The sequence below is a fragment of the Leucobacter aridicollis genome, assembly GCF_013409595.1.
Classification (GTDB): Bacteria; Actinomycetota; Actinomycetes; order Actinomycetales; family Microbacteriaceae; genus Leucobacter; species Leucobacter aridicollis.
In genome coordinates, this window is sequence record NZ_JACCBD010000001.1 from 2805277 (window position 1) to 2821953 (window position 16677).

13 protein-coding genes are annotated in these 16677 nt (G+C 68.9%); 9 read left to right on the plus strand and 4 right to left on the minus strand.

Features of this window, described 5'->3' with window-relative positions; all coding sequences use genetic code 11:
• Positions 1–30: 30 nt before the first annotated feature.
• On the minus strand, positions 31–1008 hold the full coding sequence (gene pip, locus BJ960_RS13050; RefSeq protein ID WP_202229118.1) for a prolyl aminopeptidase: 978 nt from the start codon (positions 1006–1008) through the stop codon (positions 31–33).
• A 115-nt stretch (positions 1009–1123) separates the two neighbouring features.
• Between pip and BJ960_RS13055 the strand changes: the two genes are divergently transcribed.
• Genes BJ960_RS13055 through BJ960_RS13070 form a run of 4 tightly spaced genes read left to right on the plus strand, consistent with a single transcriptional unit; the run spans position 1124 to position 3430 of the window.
• Complete coding sequence (locus BJ960_RS13055; protein ID WP_185987605.1) at positions 1124–1450, plus strand: PadR family transcriptional regulator; 327 nt, start codon at positions 1124–1126, stop codon at positions 1448–1450.
• A gap of 47 nt (positions 1451–1497) precedes the next feature.
• A complete protein-coding gene (locus tag BJ960_RS13060) occupies positions 1498–1878 on the plus strand; it encodes a DUF1048 domain-containing protein (RefSeq protein WP_185987606.1) in 381 nt (126 codons plus the stop codon).
• Complete coding sequence (locus BJ960_RS13065) at positions 1875–2669, plus strand: ABC transporter ATP-binding protein (protein ID WP_185987607.1); 795 nt, start codon at positions 1875–1877, stop codon at positions 2667–2669. Before BJ960_RS13060 ends, BJ960_RS13065 begins: the two co-directional genes overlap by 4 nt.
• A complete protein-coding gene (locus tag BJ960_RS13070) occupies positions 2666–3430 on the plus strand; it encodes an ABC transporter permease (RefSeq protein ID WP_121078087.1) in 765 nt (254 codons plus the stop codon). Before BJ960_RS13065 ends, BJ960_RS13070 begins: the two co-directional genes overlap by 4 nt.
• A 64-nt stretch (positions 3431–3494) precedes the next feature.
• Here BJ960_RS13070 and BJ960_RS13075 read toward each other — a convergent pair whose 3' ends face one another.
• From BJ960_RS13075 to BJ960_RS13085, 3 genes are all read right to left on the minus strand, one after another.
• Positions 3495–5573, minus strand: coding sequence for an acyl-CoA dehydrogenase family protein (locus BJ960_RS13075; protein WP_185987608.1), 2079 nt, complete (start codon positions 5571–5573; stop codon positions 3495–3497).
• Positions 5574–5789: 216 nt separating this feature from the next.
• On the minus strand, positions 5790–7427 hold the full coding sequence (locus BJ960_RS13080) for a DEAD/DEAH box helicase (protein ID WP_185987609.1): 1638 nt from the start codon (positions 7425–7427) through the stop codon (positions 5790–5792).
• Positions 7428–7430: 3 nt separating this feature from the next.
• A complete protein-coding gene (locus BJ960_RS13085; RefSeq protein ID WP_185987610.1) occupies positions 7431–10973 on the minus strand; it encodes an efflux RND transporter permease subunit in 3543 nt (1180 codons plus the stop codon).
• A 74-nt stretch (positions 10974–11047) separates the two neighbouring features.
• Here BJ960_RS13085 and BJ960_RS13090 point away from each other — a divergent pair, with 74 nt between their 5' ends.
• The 5 genes from BJ960_RS13090 (at position 11048) to BJ960_RS13110 (ending at position 16629) form a co-directional block, all read left to right on the plus strand.
• The gene (locus tag BJ960_RS13090) at positions 11048–12334 is read left to right on the plus strand and encodes a DUF445 domain-containing protein (RefSeq protein ID WP_307814566.1); all 1287 of its coding nucleotides are present in this window, start codon (positions 11048–11050) and stop codon (positions 12332–12334) included.
• A 112-nt stretch (positions 12335–12446) separates the two neighbouring features.
• Positions 12447–12779, plus strand: a complete 333-nt coding sequence (locus BJ960_RS13095) for a hypothetical protein (protein WP_185987611.1) — start codon at positions 12447–12449, stop codon at positions 12777–12779.
• Complete coding sequence (locus tag BJ960_RS13100) at positions 12772–14397, plus strand: sensor histidine kinase (protein ID WP_202229117.1); 1626 nt, start codon at positions 12772–12774, stop codon at positions 14395–14397. The genes BJ960_RS13095 and BJ960_RS13100 overlap by 8 nt, the downstream gene beginning before the upstream one ends.
• 1 nt (position 14398) lies before the next feature.
• Positions 14399–15058: a response regulator transcription factor gene (locus BJ960_RS13105; RefSeq protein ID WP_185987612.1), complete on the plus strand. Its 660-nt coding sequence runs from the start codon at positions 14399–14401 to the stop codon at positions 15056–15058.
• On the plus strand, positions 15055–16629 hold the full coding sequence (locus BJ960_RS13110; protein ID WP_185987613.1) for an SLC13 family permease: 1575 nt from the start codon (positions 15055–15057) through the stop codon (positions 16627–16629). Before BJ960_RS13105 ends, BJ960_RS13110 begins: the two co-directional genes overlap by 4 nt.
• Positions 16630–16677: the final 48 nt, after the last annotated feature.

Here is a 16677-nt window from a genome sequence, read left to right on the forward strand (position 1 = left end):
AGTGCGACAAGTTTATCGAAAATTCCCTGCTCACTCCAGGTTTTTCGCAAAGCGATCCGTCGCACGGACGAGCGCGTCGACGATGCCAGGCTCGCTCGCAGCGTGCCCCGCATCGGCCACCATGTCGATCGAGGCCTCGGGCCACGCGCGGTGCAGATCCCACGCGGTGCGCGCCGGCGTACAGACGTCGTAACGCCCCTGCACGATCGCGCCGGGGATACCTGCGAGCTTGCCCGCGTTCGCGATGAGCTGCCCGTCCTCAAACCACCCTCCGTTCGAGAAGAAGTGGTTCTCGATGCGCGCGAACGCGACCGCGCCGGCGACGTCCGCGCGTGCCTCCGCGATGACGTCGGCGTCGGGGATCAGGCGCACGGTCGCGTTCTCCCAGACCGTCCAGGCGACGCCCGCAGGCACGTGGACCGCCGGGTCAGGATCGGTGAGCCGCCGGCGGTAGGCCGCGACGAGGTCGCCGCGCTCGCCTTCGGGGATCGCCGCGAGGTACTCCTCCCAGACGTCGGGGAAGAGGTGCGAGGCGCCGTCTTGATAGAACCAGTCGATCTCACTTTTGCGCAGCGTGAAGATGCCGCGCACGACGAGCTCCGTGACCCGCTCCGGGTGCGTCTGCGCGTATGCGAGCGAGAGCGTCGACCCCCAGGAGCCGCCAAACACGAGCCACTTGTCGATGCCGAGGTGCTCGCGGAGGCGCTCGATGTCGGCGACGAAGTGCCAGGTGGTGATCGCCGACATGTCGGCGTCTGGCGCGCTCACGTGCGGCGTGGAGCGCCCGCTGCCGCGCTGCTGCAGCAGCACGATGCGGTAGCGCTCAGGGTCGAAGTAGCGGCGGTAGTCGGCGGACAGCACGCCGCCGGGGCCGCCGTGCAGAAAGATGGCAGGCTTCCCGTCGGGATTTCCGCAGACTTCCCAGTAGACCTCGTGGCCGTCGCCGACCGGGAGCATTCCCTGATCGTACGGCTCGATGGGCGGGTAGAGCGTGCGCAGTTCAGTCATTCCCCCACTCTAGAACGCCGAGCGTCCACACGTTCAGTACTTGGCCTTGCTAGGTAGCGGTACTTAGTGTTACTTTATAGCGGTAGTCACTCACGCTAAGTAGAGGAGGTTGAGGTTGGCAAACCAACTCACCGAAATGCTCAAGGGCACCCTCGAGGGGATCGTCCTCGCGTTTCTCGCCACAGACCCGGCGTACGGGTACGAGATCACCACTCGCCTGCGGGACGAGGGATTCGAGGACATTGCCGAGGGCACGGTGTACGCGCTCCTCGTGCGCATCGAACAGCGGGGGCTCGTCGATGTCGCGAAGGTCCCGTCTGAGAAGGGGCCGCCCCGCAAGGTCTACTCCATCAACGAGGCCGGGCACGCTCAGCTCGCAGAGTTCTGGCAGACGTGGAGCTTCCTCGCCGGCCGCATCGAACAGCTCCGCCCCACCGCGTAGCCAGACACCACACACGAACAGACACACACGTATTCAAGGAGAACATCATGGCCGCAAAGTGGATTGAAATGCTCACCGGTTCACTCGAGCAGAAGAAGCAGTACCGGGAGCACATGGCTCGCCTCGACGCCCTCCCCGCGCCATACGGCGAGGCGGCGAAGGCCGTTCAGCGCTACCTCACCTACGCGGGCGCCGCGGAGGACGGCGACACCCTCGTCACGATGATCGGCGACCACGTCGATCTCTGGGAGCGCGCGGCGGTGGACGGCACCCCCGTCCGAGCGATCGTCGGCGACAACCCGGTCGAGTTCGCCGAGGAGTTCGCGAGGGCCTACGCGGGCAAGCAGTGGATCGACCGCGAGCGGAACCGCCTCACGCAGGCGATCGCCGCCGCCGAGGCGAAACAGCAGGGCGGGCAGGAGTCATGACCGGCCCGCACCAGCCCGAACCCGCCATCCAGGTCGCGGGAATCACGAAGGCGTTCGGTGAGCTCGCCGTGCTTCGCGGTGTTGACTTCGAAGTGCGGCCGGGAAGCATCTTCGCACTGCTCGGCTCGAACGGCGCCGGAAAGACCACGCTCGTTCGCATCCTCTCGACGCTCACCGCCGCCGACGCGGGCAGCGCCACGGTCGCGGGCCACAGCGTCACTGAGGCACCGGCTGCGGTGCGCCAGGCGATCAGCCTGACCGGCCAGTTCGCCGCGGTCGACGAGATCCTCACCGGCCGCGAGAACCTCGCGCTCGTCGCGCGGCTGCGCCACCTCGACCACCCCGCCGAGATCGCCGACGCGATGCTCGACAGGCTCTCGCTCACCGAGGCTGGCGACCGCAGGGCGGGAACCTACTCTGGCGGGATGCGCCGCAGGCTCGACATCGCGATGAGCCTCATCGGTAACCCGCAGGTGATCTTTCTCGACGAACCAACGACGGGCCTCGACCCGCAGTCCCGCATCGAGGTCTGGCAGACGATCCGGCAGCTCGCCCGCGGCGGCACGACGGTGATGCTCACCACCCAATACCTCGACGAGGCCGAGCAGCTCGCCGACCAGATCGCGATCCTGCACGAGGGCAGGATCATCCAAAACGGCACCCTCGCCGAACTCAAGGCGCTGCTCCCCGCCGCGCAGGTCGAGTACGTCGAGAAGCAGCCCTCGCTCGAGGACGTGTTCCTCACGCTGGTGGGGGAACGCCCAGCCGACACCGGGAAGGACGAACGATGAGCTCACACGCGCTCTCAGACACCGGCGCGCTCACCGCGCGCTCCCTCACGCACATCCTGCGCAGCCCCGACACGATCATCACGACGGCGGTCACCCCGGTGGCGCTGATGCTGCTCTTCGTGTTCGTACTCGGCGGCGCGATCAATACGGGCTCCAGCGACTCGTACATTAACTACATGCTGCCCGGCATCCTGCTCATCACGATCGCGTCGGGGATCGCGTACACCGCCTACCGGCTGTTCCTCGACATGCAGGGTGGCATCTTTGAGCGGTTCCAGTCGATGCCGATCGCCCGGTCGAGCGTGCTCTGGGCGCACGTGCTCACGTCGCTCGCGGCGAACCTCGTGTCGATCGGGCTCGTCATCGGCGTCGCGCTGCTCCTCGGCTTCCGCACGAGCGCGTCGCCTGCCGCGTGGCTCGCGGTCATCGGGATCCTCGCCCTGTTCACGCTCGCCCTCACCTGGGTCGCCGTCATCGCCGGACTCTCGGCGAAGACCGTCGACGGCGCGAGCGCGTTCAGCTACCCGCTGATCTTCCTGCCGTTCATCAGCTCGGCGTTCGTCCCGACGGCGAGCATGCCCGGCCCCGTCGCCTGGTTCGCCGAGCACCAGCCAGTCACGGCGATCGTGGACTCGATCCGCAACCTGTTCGCAGGCGCCCCAGTCGGGAGCGAGCTGTGGGTCGCCCTCGCCTGGCTCGTCGGGATTCTCGCCGTCGCGTATGGCGCCGCGATCCTGATCTACCGCCGAAAGATCAGGTAGCCCCCCTCACACCAGCGCGCCCCGCAGCCTCACCGGCTGCGGGGCGCGCTGCGCGCTGCGGGTCTCAGCTCGCGGTGGCGGCGGCCTTCTCTGCGGCCTTCGCCGCAGCCTTCGCCTGTGCGCGAAGCTCCTTCTCGTGCACTGGCCAGAGGCCGGCGGCGCGCTGCTCATCGACGTAGTTCTGCGCCTCCTGCTGGCGCTCCTCCTCGATGCCCGTCGCGATCTCCGCGCGCAGCAGGGCGTCGTCGAGCCCGAACGCGTCGACGAGGTCGAGCGCGTGCTCGCGGACGCGGCCGAGCAGCCTGTCGATGTACGCGGTGACCGACTCGGCGCGCTTGCCCGACATGCGGCCGTGCACGAGGTACCAGGTCATGTTGCGCTCGATCACGGTGAGGCCGAACAGGTCGCGCAGCCACGTCATCACCTGCTTCGTGCCCGGATCCGTGAGCTTCTCGAGCTCCTCGGTGAACGCCTCCCACTGCAGCAGCTCGGCGTGGGCGCGCGCCGCTTCAATGAGCTTGTGCTGCTGGGCGTTGAACGCGTCCTCGCTGCGCGCGGCACGCTCGGCCTTCGGCACATCCTTCGTTGCGTCGCGCAGCGCGCCCGCGACCTCGGCGACCATGGTCTCGACGCGGTCGGTGAGCAGCTCGCGCTGCGCCTCCGGACTGCGGAAGCTCTCGACCGAGCGTGCGGTCTGCCCGAAGTCGGCGATGCTCTGGCCAAGCTGACGGAGCCCGAAGCGGCTCACCCGGTCGCCGATCTGGCTCGCCGCCGCGCGTGCGAGGGCAGCCTTGTCGCCGTCTTTGAACTGCGCGGCGTAGTCGGTGAGCAGGCGCTTGCCGACAAGCTGGAGCAGCACCGTGTTGTCGCCCTCGAACGTGACATAGATGTCGAGATCGGCGCGCAGGCCCGTCAGGCGGTTCTTCGCGATGAAGCCCGCGCCACCGCAGGCCTCGCGCGCCTCCTGCAGGGTGTCGAGCGCCGCCCACGTCGAGAGCGACTTCAGGCCGGCGGCGAGGGTCTCGAGATCCTCGCGGTTCTCGTCGGTGTCCTTCACGCCCGAGAACACCTCGTCAAACACCGTGAGCAGCCGCTCGTGCGCGAACGCCATTGCGTAGGTCTCCGCGAGCCGGGGCAGCAGGCGCCGCTGGTGCTGGCCGTAGTCCATGAGCACGGTCTCACGGCCCGATGCGCCCGGGAACTGGCGGCGCTGCGTGCCGTACCGGATCGCGATGGTGAGCGCCGCCTGCATCGCGCGCACGGCCGAGCCGTCGAGCGAGACGCGGCCCTGCACGAGCGTGCCGATCATCGTGAAGAAGCGGCGGCCGGGGCTCTCGATGTGCGACGAATAGGTGCCGTCAGCCGCGACGTCGCCGTAGCGGTTGAGGAGGTTCTCGCGCGGGATCCTGACGTTCGTGAAGTGCAGCCGGCCGTTGTCGATTCCGTTCAGGCCGCCCTTGACGCCGTCGTCCTCGCTGCCGACGCCAGGCAGCAGCTTGCCCTCGGGGGTGCGGATCGGCACGAAGAACGCGTGCACGCCGTGGTTCACCCCGCGCGTGATGAGCTGGGCGAAGACCACCGCGGCCTGGCCGTGCAGCGCGGCGTTGCCGAGGAACTCCTTCCACGCACCCTTGAACGGGGTGTGGATCTCAAACTCCTCGGTGTCGGGATCGTAGGTCGCGGTCGTGCCGATCGACGCGACGTCGGAACCGTGCCCGATCTCGGTCATCGCGAACGCGCCGGGGAGCTTCAGGCTCATCACGTCAGGCAGCCACTTCTCGTGGTGCGCCTTGTTGCCAAGGTGCAGGATCGCGGAGCCAAACAGCCCCCACTGCACGCCGCCCTTGATCTGCATCGAGGGGTCTGCGAGCACGAGCTCCTGAAACGCCGCGACGTTGCCACCGTGGTTGTCGCCGCCACCGAGGTACTTCGGGTACGCGCGCTGGATCGCGCCCGCCTCAACGAGCTCGTGCAGCTGGCTGAGCACCCGGATACGGTGCTCGTCCATCGGCTGCCCGGGGATCGTGTGCAGGCTCGGCCTCGAGCGCACGAGCTCCCTGGCTTCGAGGCGCTCGGTCTTCCACTTGCCGAGGAGCGCGTCGCTCACCTGCTGGACGTTGATGCGAGGGGCGTTGTCGGCCATCGATATCTCCAATTCGACCTGACGGCAGAGCCAGCCGGGTTCGAACGGCCGCTGGGGTCGCCCGAGGGCCCGTCTGCCCTGATTATGGAGACAGGTTATGTCGACGTCGAGAAACCCTCAACCGTTCGCGGGGCAGTCGACAAGGCTGCTCGATCACTCGAACGCGAGACTTGTACCAAGCCTACAAAGTGAGGATGCGTTCCCTGTGAGGTATCTCTACTTGCGTCCGCTCGATTTCGGGCGCCGTTTCGGCTCGTACGCCTCGAACACGAGCGGCTCGATGCCGGCCTCGTCGAGCATCTCCCGCGTGCGCTTCTGCCACGTGCGAGGGATGAGCGTGACGACCTGGCCGCCTCGGCCGGCCCGGCCGGTGCGGCCCGAGCGGTGCACGAAAGTCTTCGCCTCCTGCGGCGGATCGAGCTGCACGACGGCGTCGACATCGTCGATGTGGATGCCTCGCGCCGCCACGTCGGTCGCAACGAGCACGCGCGCCTTGCCCGTCGCGAACTGCTTGAGGTTGATCTCGCGTCGCGCCTGGCTGAGGTTACCGTGCAGCGACGTCGCGGACACCCCCGCGTCGAGCAGCTCTTCCGTAATGCGCTCGGCCGCCGCGCGGGTGCGCGAGAACAGCATGACGCGTCCGGGAATCTTCGCGAACTCGAGCACCGCCGCGTCCTTGTCCTCGCGCATCACCATGTATACGCGGTGCGGCACCGTCGATACGGTTCGCTCGATCTCGTGCGCCGCGGGGTCAACGAGGAACTCCCCGACGAGCTCCTCGACGTCGCGGTCCAGCGTCGCCGAGAAGAGCAAGCGTTGGCCGCCCCGCTCCGTCTGCCGGAGCGTCCACTGCGTCTCCTCGAGGAACCCGAGTTCGCACAAGTGATCGGCTTCGTCGACGATTGAGACCTGCACCTCGCGCAGATCGAGCTTGCGCCGCTCGACGAGGTCGCGGATGCGTCCCGGGGTGCCGATAACGATGTCGACACCGCGCTCAAGGGCGTGCACCTGAGACTCGCTAGGGACGCCGCCCACAAGCTGCGCGGTGTAAAACCCGACCGAGCGCGCGAGCGGCTGCACCGTGCGGTCGATCTGCAGCGCGAGCTCGCGGGTGGGGGCGAGGATCAGCGCCTTCGGTTTCCGGGTCGCGCCCGCCGAACCACGCGAGACGCGCTCGCCGCGCTTCGCCTGCTTGGCCTTCTTCGGCGCGGGCTCACCGAACTTCCCCTCGGCCTTGAGCACAAGCAGCCGCTCGACAAGCGCCGCGCCAAACGCGATCGTCTTGCCCGAGCCCGTCTCTGCCCGGCCGAGCACATCGCGACCCGCAATCGTGTCGGGAATCGTCGCGACCTGGATCGGGAACGGCGAGTCGGCGCCGAGCTCCCCGAGCGTCCGCACGAGGTTCTGCCCGAGGCCGAGGTCGCCGAAGCTCCGCCCGGAGGCGTCCGCAGTCGTCCACACCTTCGGCGTAAAGTTCTGCAGGGTCTCCCCCGCTGGCCGCAGGCGCCTCGCGCCCCGCTCAGCCCCGCCCGGCCGCTGGCTCCGCTCGCTGCCCTGGCCGCCGCCGCTGCCTAGGTCGCCTCGGCCGCGCTGGCCGCCCCGGCCGGCCTGGCCGCCCCTGCCACCGGCACTAGGCCTGCGATCTGCACCACCAATGCCAGAACCCCTGGAGTTCGACATATCTTCTGCAGATCCCAGATCTTGCTGCCCACGGCGAGCCCGGCCGGAGCCACCAGCGCCCTCAGAGCCGCCCTGCCCGGTGGCGGCCCCGCCGTACTTGCGCTTCGGGGCCCGGGTGCGGTTCGGGTCATAGTTCGCCGGGGCTTTGAACCCGCGCCGCTTCTTCTGCGCCATGAGTTAGCTGTTCCGTTCTTCGGTGTCGGCAGAGGGCCCGCCGTCAAATGTGGTGTCGGGCGCGGGCTCAGGCTCAGGCGCGGGCGCGGGCTCGGGCGCGGCCTCAGGCTCAGGCCCGGCCCCTGGCAAGGTGGTCTCGCCGGGGGCAACGGCTTCCGGCGCGGGCTCGGCCTCAGCCTCAGCCTCAGCCTCGGGCGCGGCGTGCTCCGGCACCGCGGCCGCACCAGGAGCGTCAGCCGGCTCGGCGTCGACGGCGCCCCCGTGAGCACCAGCACCAGCACCAGCAAGGGCAGCCCCGGCGCCAGCCGCCTTGGCGGCACGCTTGGCGGTCCGGCGGTCACGCGACTCTTCGCGTTTGCGCTCGACGAGGTAGTAGAGCGTCGGCAACACGACGAGGGTCAGCACGGTCGACGACAGCAGACCACCGATCACGACGACGGCGAGCGGCTGCGAGATGAACCCGCCCTTACCAGTGATTCCGAGCGCCATCGGGGTGAGCGCGAGGATGGTCGCGAGCGCGGTCATGACGATCGGCCTGAGACGCTGCAGCGAGCCGTGCAGCACCGCGTCGCGCAGGCTGTCGCCACGTTCTCGGTACTGGTTCACAAGGTCGATGAGCACGATCGCGTTCGTCACTACGATGCCAACGAGCATAAGCACGCCGATGAGCGATGCGACGCCGAGCGGAATGCCAGTCGCGATGAGTAGCAGCATCGCGCCCGTTGCAGCGAACGGCACGGAGACGAGCAGTAGCAGCGGCTGCAGCAGGCTGCGGAACGTCGCGACCATCACGACGTAGACGATGAGGATCGCCGCGAGCAGCGCAATCCCCAGCTGCTGGAACGCTTCTTCCTGCTGCGACATGACGCCGCCGATACTGGCGGACGCACCGGCTGGCAGGTCGACGCTGTCGAGCGCTGCGGTGACCTGCGTGCCAGCCGCACCGAGGTCGTCGCCCACCGGCAGCGCCGATACCGTGACCATTCGCACGTTGTTCTCGGTGCGCACCGTCACCGGGCCGTCCGCGATTTCGACGGTCGCAAGCTCGTCGAGTCGCTTCTCGCCGGCGCCGGTCTGCAGCTTGAGCGCCTTCACGCCGTCGACGTCGGTCGGGGCCGTGCCGAGGTCGAGGTAGACGTTTACCGTCGAGTCGTCGATCGTTATGCGCCCGACCTGGCTCGGCTGCATGCTCTTCGCTGCCATGCCGCCCACCGCGGCCTCGCTGAGCCCGGCCTCGGCGGCCTTCTCGCGATCCACGGCGACGCGCACGTAGGGCCGCGACATCGCCAGGTCGCTCTCGACCTGCTGCAGCCCGTCCTGCTTCTTCAGCGCGGCGACGATGTCGTCGCTCGCCTCGGCAAGGGTTTCCTGGTCTGGCGCGGTCACGTTCACCTGGATCGCGCTCGACATCGACATGCCGCCGCCCGACTGTCCGATGGAGAACTCTCCGGCGTCGGAGATCTTGTCGACCGCGGCGCGAATGTCGTCCTTGGCCTGCGCCTGGTCGGCGTCCGGATCGAGCGTGAGCGAGTAGTTGATCGCGCCGTCGCTACCGCCGCCGAACATCGCCATCATGCCGCCAGCGGAGCCGATGGTGACCTGGACGGTCTCGACCTCGTCGAGCCCCGAGAGCGCGTCTTCGACCCGTTCGGCCTGCGCGAGCTGCTCGTCGAGGCTCGCGCCGGGCGCGAGGGTCTGGGTGAGCCCGACGGAGTTCTGTTCGTCCTCGCTCATGAACGTCGTCTTCATGAGCGGGGTCGCGAGCACGGTGCCCGCGAGCACGAGCACGGACAGGATCAGGGTGATGCCCGGCTTTCCAAGCGTCCACTCAATGATCGGCCGGTAGCCGCGGGCCAGCCAGTTGCCTCGGTGATCGTGCTCCGACGCATTCTCGACGGCTGCGCCGTCAACCGCGGCGGGCCGTGACTCGGGCTTCAGGAACCAGTACGCGAGCACCGGCACGATCGTCAGCGAGACCAGCAGCGATGCGGCGAGCGCGATCGTCACCGTGAACGCGAACGGCCGGAACAGTTCGCCGACCATGCCGCTGACAAACGCCATCGGCAGGAACACCGCGACCGTCGTGATTGTCGCGGCCGTAATCGCTCCGGCAACCTCGCGGACGGCGCGAAGGATCGCTGTCGCCCGGTCCTCGCCTTCGACGAGGTGGCGTTTGATGTTCTCAATGACGACGATCGAGTCGTCGACGACTCGGCCGATCGAGATCGTGAGCGCGCCGAGCGTCAGCATGTTTAGCGTGTAGTCCGCGAAGTTCAATCCGACGAATGCGAGCAGCACCGACGTGGGGATGGAGATCGCGGTCACGAGCGTCGCGCGCACGGACATGAGGAAGACGAGGATCACGAGCACGGCAAACACGAGCCCGAGCAGGCCCTCCGTGGTGAGCGACTCGATGGACTGTTCCACGTAGGGCGCCTGGTCGAAGATCACATTGAGCTTCACGTCGCCGAGCTGCGTCGAGAGTTCGTCGAGCTTCTCCTGCACAACGTGCGAGACCTCGACGGTGTTCGCCTGTGACATCTTGGTCACGGCGATGGTGAGCGCGGGCTCCCCGTTGATTCGCGAGATGCTCGTGACGGGGTTCGCCTCAAGCGAGACGTCGGCGACGTCTCCGATGGTGACGACGTCGGGCAGCTTCGGCGCGGTCACGGCTTGGTCAGCGTCGGGGGCCGCGGTCTGCGGGAGCTGTGCGCCTGGCTGAGCTTGCGCCTGTGCGGTCTGCTCAGCGAGCTGTTGCTGCGCTTGAAGGGCCTGCTGGTAGGCCATGAAGTCCTCGGTGCTGCGCGGCACCGGGATCGATGCGATATCTTCCGCCGAGTTGAGTTCGGAACCGAGCTGCACGGCGAGCGTGTTCGTTGTGTCGTCGACCGTGCCGCCGGCGATGAGCACGCCGCTCTGCTGCAGGGCGTCGGTGATGCGCTGCTGGCTCATGCCAGCTGAGGCGAGCTTGTCGGCGTTCGGCACGATGGTCACGCGGTCGCCGCGTGCGCCCGAGAGCTGTGCCTCGCGCACCCCGTCGAGGTCGCCGATCTCGGGGACGACGACGCGCTCGATGAGCTTCGCGGTCTCCTCGGGGTCCTCGCCGTTCGGGGGCGTGACGGCGATCTGGATCACCGGGAGGTCGTCGACGCTGCCGGCAACGACCTGGGTGTCCGCGGTCTCCGGCAGCGTCTGCGAGATCCGGCTGACGGCGCGTTCGACCTTTTGTTCGGTCGCAGCGACGTCGACGCCGTAGGTGAACTGGGCGAGCACGACGGACATGCCTGTGCTCGACGTCGCGGTCGTGCTCTCGAGTTTCGGAACGCCGCGCAGCGCGGTCTCGACCGGCCCCGAGACGTCGTTGTTCACGACGTCAGGAGAGGCCCCCGGGTAGGTCGTGATCACGGCGATCGCCGGGAACTCGACTGACGGCATGAGCTCCTGCTTGAGGGAGGACATCCCGAGGAAGCCGAAGACTGCGGCCACGATGGTCACGAGCGCAATGAGTGCCCGGTTTTTGAGGCTGAGCACTGTAAGAAACTGCATGAGTGAAATTATCCCATGGCCCACTGATAGCGTCGCGGGGGGTGAAGAGGTCGCATAATGGAGGGGTGCCACTGTTGAACCGACGTACGCTCGGAGCCGTCACCCCAGCCGACTTCGACCGTTTGCACGCGCTCAGACGGATGCAGGGCATCGCGGTCGGCCTGCTGATCTTCATGGCCGTCGTCTTCGTCTTCGCCTTCGCGCTCCAGGAGCGGATCCCCTGGCTCGCGTACGTCAGGGCCGCGAGCGAGGGCGGCATGGTCGGCGCGCTCGCCGACTGGTTCGCGGTGACGGCACTGTTCAGGCACCCGCTCGGCGTGCCGATCCCGCACACGAACCTCATCGCGAATAAGAAGGACGAGATCGGCGAGGGACTCGGTTCCTTCATCGAGGAGAACTTCCTCGCGGACGAGGTTGTGCACGACAAGCTCTCCCAGATCAGCGGCGCGCGGATGGCCGGTGCCTGGCTGCGCGAGACTGGGAACGCGAGGCGGGTGAGCGACATGGCGGCGAGTGTCGGACTCGGCGCGCTCACCGTGCTCGACGACCGCGACGTTCAGGATCTGGTCGAGTCGCTCGTGCGGCGCCACATCGTCGATCCCGAGTGGGGCCCGCTGCTCGGCCGCGCGACCGAGTCGTTCGTCACCGGCGGCCACCACGAATCGCTCGTGGACCTCGCCGCGAACCGGCTCGAGCTGTGGCTCGTGCAGCACCCGCAGGCGTTCGACAAGGTCATCTCTTCAAGGCTCCCCCAGTGGGTGCCGAGCATCGTCGACAAGTTCGTCGACCAGCGGCTGCACGCCGAGGCCGTGAAGTTTCTGCAGAACGTCGCGGCCGACGGGAACCACCCCGCCCGCGCGGCAATCACAAAGTTCTTGCACGATCTCTCGCGCGACCTGCAGGAGCAGGAGTCGCTCCAGGCACAACTCGAGTCGTTCAAGCGAGAGGTGTTCGACAGCCCGCGGATCCGCGACCTCGCCGCGAGCACGTGGCGCACGGCACGCGCCGCCATCGTCGACATGCTCGAGGATCCCGACAGCGAGCTGCGCAGCCGCATCACCGCCGCGATCTGCGACTTCGGGCGCAAGCTTGAGGACGACGCGACGCTGCAGTACAAGATCGACGTGTGGGTGATGAACGTTGTCGAGTACCTCGTGCGCACTTACCGCCACGACCTCGCGCAGGTCGTCGCCGATACCGTGCAGCGGTGGGATGCGAAGGAAGCCGCCGAGAAGATCGAGCTGCAGGTCGGCAAGGATCTGCAGTTCATTCGCATCAACGGCACCGTCATCGGTTCACTCGCGGGCCTCGGCATCTTCACGATCGCCGAGCTCGTCATCGCCCCGCTCGCGGGTCACTAAACCGCGTGCCGGGCTCACGGGCCCGCCAGCCCGAAACGCAGGGCCCGGAAAGATGAAGACTTTCTCATCGTGACCTCATCTGCGCTTCACATTGTTCCGCCACGATGAGAGCATGACATTCGCACGCCGCTTCCTGCTCCCGGGCGCGCTCATCGTCGTTCCTGCGGCGATCGCTGTCGGGAGTCTGGCGCTCATTCAAGCCCCGGGCGCCCCCGAGGTTCCGCGGGGACCCATCGTGGCGCCCGCGCCGCCGGCAGAGCCCACCCCCGCCCCCAAGCCGGCTCCGGCGCCGGCCCCCACACCAGCACCGGCACCGGCACCGGCACCGGCCCCGGCACCCGCACCCGCGCCCGCCCCGGCACCGGCACCGGCACCCGCCCCGGCCCCTGCACCGCTCGACGACGACTGGGACGACGACGCGGACGACTGGGGCGACGATGACTGATCACAGCGCGCCGACCGCGATCCTCCCCACCACCCCGCTGCCGACGGCTCCGCCCGCCGCAGGTGCTGCCGGGGCGCCAGAACTCGGCCCCCAGGCCTCGACGGACATGCCCCCGGCGGGAGGCCGCCCGGACCGGCGCCGCTCCGCAGCGCCCCGGCCGCTCCAGACCCGCGCGCTGCCTGCGCGATGGCGAATCACGGTGTGGATCGTGCTGAGCACGCTCTTCACGCTGTGCGCGATCGCCCTCATCGGGCGCAGCCTCACCCTCGCGAGCGTCGAGGTCGAGGCGAACGCGCAGATCACGCAGGAGGCCGAGGAATTCACGAGGTTCGTCGCAGAGGGCGTCGACCCTGAGACGACGAAGCCGTTCGCGACACCCGCGCGGCTCCTCGAGGTCTACCTCTCGCGGCAGTCTGTGAGCGACAGCGAGCTCATCATTGGGCTCGCCGACAGAGCTCCCGTCGGCTCTCTCTCAGGGGTCGACGGCTGGGCGCCTGATCGCTCACCGGCGCCGCAGCTGCTCGAAACACTCACCGCGCCGGCGAAGAACTCGGGGGCGCTGACGACCGCCGACGGCGAGCCCGTCCGGTGGGGGCGTGTCGACTTCGTCGTCGGCGAGCAGTCGGGATCGCTGCTCGTCGCCCAGTTCACCGCCGCCGACCGCGCCGCCGTCGATCGCGCAGTCGGCACGCTCGCCTGGGTCGCGGCGGCGGGCCTGCTGCTCTGCTCGGGTGTGGCCTGGCTCGTCGCCGGTCAGATTCTCGCCCCCGTACGCGAGGTGTACCGAGTCGCCAGGGATATCACCGAGCACGATCTCACCGCAAGGGTGCCTGTCGATGGCAACGACGACATCGCACAGGTCGCGGCGACGTTTAACGAGATGCTCGACCGCTTGGAGGAGGCGCACCGCGCGCAGCAGCAGTTCGTCGACGACGCCGGCCACGAGCTGCGCACACCGATCACCGTGGTGCGCGGTCACCTCGAGCTCCTGAGCGAAGATCCAGACGAACGCCGCGCCACGCTCAGGCTCGTCACCGACGAGCTCGCCCGGATGAGCCGGATCGTGTCGGATCTCCTCGTGCTCGCTCGCGCGCAGCAGCACGACTTCGTGCGCTTCGCACCGTGCGACGTCGCGGCGTTGACGCTCGACATCGAGGCGAAGGCGCAGGCGCTTGGCGAGCGCAGGTGGCAGCTCATGGAGGTGGCCGAGGGCGACGCCATCATCGACGCGCAACGCGTCACGCAGGCCGTGCTGCAGCTTGCCGCCAACGCGGTACAGGTGACCGATGCGGGCGACAGGATCAGGATCGGCTCGCGGTTCGAGGGCGACGGCGCCGAGCGGCGGCTGCGCGTCTGGGTCGCCGACGAGGGGCCCGGAGTCTCTGACGAGGCGGCGACGCGCATCTTCGACAGGTTCGTCCACGGCGGCCACGTCGCGGTTCGCAGCGACACGGCGGGCTCCTCCCCCCGGCACGGTTCGGGCCTCGGGCTCGCCATCGTCCGAGCGATCACTGACGGTCACGGCGGCTCGGCGTGGCTCGAGAGCACCCTCGGCGAGGGCGCGACGTTCGGGCTCGACCTGCCCGCCCCACAGTACGCAGAGACGAAGGAGTCGTGACATGCGGCACATCCTGATCGCCGAAGACGATCCCCACATCACCTCGTTCGTCGCGCGCGGCCTGCGCGCCGCCGGCTACGACACGACCGCTGCAGCTGACGGCGATACCGCGCTGATCCTCGCCCGCTCGGGATCCTTCGATCTCGTACTCCTCGACATCGGCCTGCCCGGCATCGACGGGTTCACCGTGCTCAGTCAGCTCCGCGGCGAGGGAGTGACGGTGCCGGTCATCGTGCTCACCGCTCGCGACTCCGTCATCGACACCGTGCGCGGCCTCGAGGGTGGCGCCAACGACTACGTGACGAAGCCGTTTCAGTTCGCCGAGCTGCTCGCTCGCGTGCGGATCCGGATCGGCGACGGCGAGCAGCGCCAGTCCGGCCAGCTCATGAGCCACGCCGACCTGCAGCTTGATGTGCGCGCCCGGCGCGTCACCGTCGGCGAGGACGCCGTCGACCTCACCGCCAGGGAGTTCGACCTCCTCGAGGTGCTCATGCAGCACCCTGGCCAGGTGCTCTCGCGCGACCAGCTCATCGGACACGTGTGGGGGATGGACTTCGACCCGGCGTCGAATGTGGTCGACGTCTACGTGCGCGCGCTCCGCGGCAAGATCGGAGCGGACCGCATCGAGACCGTTCGCGGATCCGGATACAGGCTGCGATGAGTACCGTGCGCTTCGCAACGACCCCGCCGCCCGGTCGCGGCGTCCCGCCGCGACCTCCGGAGCTGCCCCCGAGAGCGTCCCGCGATGCGGCGCCCGGGACGAGGATCCAGTGGCGAGGCCAGGCCAGGCGCGTGTTCGCGGCGATCCTTGTCGTCGCGATCGCCACCTGGCTCGTCGCCCCGGCGGCGGTGCGCGAGCTCTCGCGCACCGGCAGTGCCGGAGATCTCGAACTGCAGGCGGCCGTGACGCTGGCGGTCTTCCTCGCCGCGATCTGGGGGTGGATCTTCACCTCGCTCGACGACACGCTCGTCGCGTTCCTCGCGGCGACGGCCCTCATCGTGTCAGGCGTGCTGCCCGCCGAGCGGTTCTTCGCCGCGCTCGGCGACGAGACGATCTGGCTCCTCATTCTCGCCTGCGTCCTCGCCGCTGGCGTGGGGGCGAGCGGCCTGGCGCTGCGCGGTGCGGCTGCGCTGGTGACCCGCGCACGCACGCCACGCGCCCTCGCCCACGCGAGCACGGCGGCGCTCACGCTCTCGGCTTTCGCGATTCCCGCGACGAGCGGCCGGGCCGCGCTTGCGCTGCCGGTGTACCGGGCGCTCGCGACTGCGCTCCCCGGGAGGCCGGCGCTCGTCCGGGCCCTCGGGCTTCTCTTCCCCACCGTGATCCTGCTCTCCGCGGTCGGGTCGCTGCTCGGGGCGGGGGCGCACCTCGTCACGAGCCAGATCCTCGAGCAGACGACCGGCGAGGGGATCGGGTTTCTTCGCTGGCTGGTCCTCGGCCTTCCGCTCGCTGTCGTCTCGTCGCACCTCACCTGCGAGCTCGTGCTGGTGCGCTTCACCACTCGGGCAGAACGACGTGGCCGTGTCGCCGTGAGCATCGACGACCTCGCGCGCGACACGGCGACGCCCCTCGTCGGGCCGCTCACCGGCGCGGAGCGCCGCGCGCTCGCGATCCTCGCTAGCGTCGTTGCGCTCTGGTGCACCGAGCCGCTCCACGGGGCCTCCCCGGCGGTCGTCGCCCTGCTCGGCGCGATCGCGATGACACTCCCGGCGGTCGGGTGTCTCTCGCTGGGCGCCGCGGTGAAGCAGGTTCCGTGGCACCTCATGCTGTTCCTCGCGGCAACGCTCGCCCTCGGCACTGCGCTCGCGACGACTGGCGCGGCCGACTGGCTCGGAGCGACCCTGCTCGGCCCCGTACACGGGTTGGGGGCAGGCGCCGGCTTTGCCTTCCTCCTGCTTGTCGTCGCGCTGTCGCTCGCCGCGCACCTCGTCATCCAGTCTCGGTCTGCGCGCTCGGCCGCGGTCATCCCCGTGGTCGTCGCGCTTGCCCCCGGGCTCGGCGTGGACCCGGCGGCGGCAGCGTTCGCGTCGACAGCGGCTGCGGGGTTCTGCCACACGCTGCCAAGCTCGGCGAAGCCCGTCGCGATGTTCGCCGCCGACGATGCGGGCGGCGGGATCGACCCGGCGGACCTGCTGCGGCTCTCCGCCTGGCTCGCACCGCTGCTCTTCACCCTCATCGTCGCCTTCTCCCTCTGGGTGTGGCCGGTCCTCGGCCTCCCTTTCTTCACCTAGCCCTCGTTTTCACCGCACCGGGACCCTCCCGGTGTCTCGTCGACCCTT